This is a genomic window from Komagataeibacter kakiaceti JCM 25156, from assembly GCF_000613305.1.
Genome location: NZ_BAIO01000386.1, coordinates 1 through 2,281 on the forward strand (window position 1 = coordinate 1; position 2,281 = coordinate 2,281).

The window sequence follows — 2,281 nt, forward strand, 5'->3', positions numbered from 1 at the left end:
TTCCGGCTGGCGCGACCGAAATTACCGGGGCGGGCTCCAGCTTTGGCGCGCCAATTTACGGGGCCTGGGGGAGGGGATATCCCATGTCACGGATATCCGCCTGAATTACCAGACCATCGGCTCCGGCGCGGGACAGAATCAGGTCAAGGCCCGCACGGTGGATTTCGGGGCCTCCGATGCGCCGATGAACGCGGCGCAACTTGCGCAGAACGGGTTGATCCAGTTTCCCACCGTGCTGGGCGCGATCGTGGTGGTCGTGAACCTGCCCGGTGTCGAGACCAGCCACCTGCGCCTGACGGGTGAACTGCTGGCGCGGCTGTACGCCGGTGACATCACCCAGTGGAACGACCCCCGCATCGTAGCGGAAAACCCGGACATGACCCTGCCCGCCATGCCGGTGGCCCCGGTGCGGCGTGCGGACGGGTCGGGCACGACCTTTGTGTTCACATCCTATCTCTCGCGTGTTTCCCCGCGCTGGGCGGCGGAGGAAGGGCGGGGCACATCCATTGAATGGCCAGCGGGCGAGGGCGCGCGCGGGAACGATGGCGTGGCCGCCGCCGTGCGCAATACGGAAGGCGGCATCGGCTATCTGGAATACGCCTATGCGGCGGGCAACCACATGCCCATGGCGGAACTGCGCAACCGGCATGGGGAACTGGTCACGGCGAACCCGGAAAGCTTCCGCCTTGCCGTAACCACCGCCCGATGGGCGCAGGACACCACCCATTCGGCCGATGTTCTGGATGGCGACGGTGCGGGCGCATGGCCCATCATGGCGGCGACCTATGTGCTGATCCCCGAGGATCGGGCCATGACGCCGCAGGGCAGGGCCGTACGTGCGTTTTTTGACTGGAGCATGCAGCATGGCGGTGATGCGGCGCTGGCGCTGGGCTATGTCCCGCTGCCCGACAGCATCAGCGCCAGCCTGCGGGAACTGGTGACGGCGCGCTGAGTAACGGGCTGATAAAAAAGTAAAGGTTTCCGGGTGTCGCCTTTTTTTGAAAAAGGCTTCACCGGAAACGCCCCCATACCCTGCATGCCATTTCCGGCAGGTGGCGTTTGCGCTGGCCCCCATGACACGATAAGCCCATCGGACATGACAGGATCTTCTCCCAAACTCCTCCCGCCCCCTCCGGCCCGACCATCTGGATTATGGCGGGGGAGGCCAGCGGCGATGTGCTGGGTGGTCGCCTTATGGCGGCATTGCGGCATATGCGGCCCGACATGCGGTTCGCGGGCATCGGGGGGGAACATATGCGCGCGCAGGGGTTGCATAGCCTGTTCCCGCTGCGTGACCTCGCGGTCATGGGCCTGCTGGAAGTGCTGCCCAGATTACGGATGCTTTCCCGCAGGCTGGATCAGGCGGTCGGGAACATTACCCGGCTGCGGCCCGATCTGGTCATTACCATCGACAGTCCCGGCTTTACCCTGCGCCTGCTGCGCCGGATCGCGCCGCTTTCCATCCCGCGCCTGCATTATGTCGCGCCGCAGGTCTGGGCCTGGCGTGAACACAGGGTGCGGGAATTTCCGGGGCTGTGGGAGCGGATGCTCTGCCTGCTGCCCTTCGAGCCGGAATTTTTTGGCCGCCACGGGATCGAGGCCCGCTTCGTGGGCCATCCGGTTATCCAGTCCGGGGCGGATCAGGGGTCGGGGCAGGCGTTCCGCGCCCGCCATGGCATAGGGGACGGAGCACCCGTGCTGGTGCTCATGCCCGGTAGCCGCCGTTCCGAAGCGCCACGCCTGCTGCCGGTCTACGGGCGGATGCTGGCCTGCCTGCAGCGCAGCATGCCCGGTATCGTGCCGGTTGTGCCCGTGGCGCCTGTCATTGCCGACATCGTGCGCAGGGGCGTGGCGAAATGGCCGGTCCAGCCGCTTATCGTAACGGATGTGCAGGACAAGCACGACGCGTTCGCCGCCGCTGACGCCGCGCTGACCAAATCCGGCACGTCCACGCTGGAACTGGCCATTGCGGATGTGCCCATGGCCGTGACCTACCGGGTCAATCCATTGACGGCGGCCATGGCGCGGCGGCTGATCCGCGTGCCCTATGTCGCCATGGTGAACCTGCTGTCCGGGCACAGGCTCGTGCCGGAACTGCTACAGGAAAACTGCACGCCCGAACGTCTGGCCGCAACCGTGGAGCGCCTGCTGACGGATGAAAACTGCCGCCGCCTGCAACGCGCCGGTTTCAGCCATATCCGCGCCAGCCTGCGCGGGCCGGGTCAGGATCCGGCCACGGCCGCGGCGCGGGAGGTCATGGATTTGCTGGCGTCGCGTCCTG

General features: G+C 66.3%; 1 protein-coding gene and 1 pseudogene. Both read left to right on the plus strand.

The features are described 5' to 3' along the window. Window positions 1–952: pseudogene (pstS, locus tag JCM25156_RS24680) on the plus strand (phosphate ABC transporter substrate-binding protein PstS); the annotation flags it as partial. 200 nt (window positions 953–1,152) lie between these two features. Next, on the plus strand, window positions 1,153–2,281 hold a 1,129-nt coding region (gene lpxB, locus JCM25156_RS14155), incomplete at its 3' end, for a lipid-A-disaccharide synthase (RefSeq protein WP_034959973.1).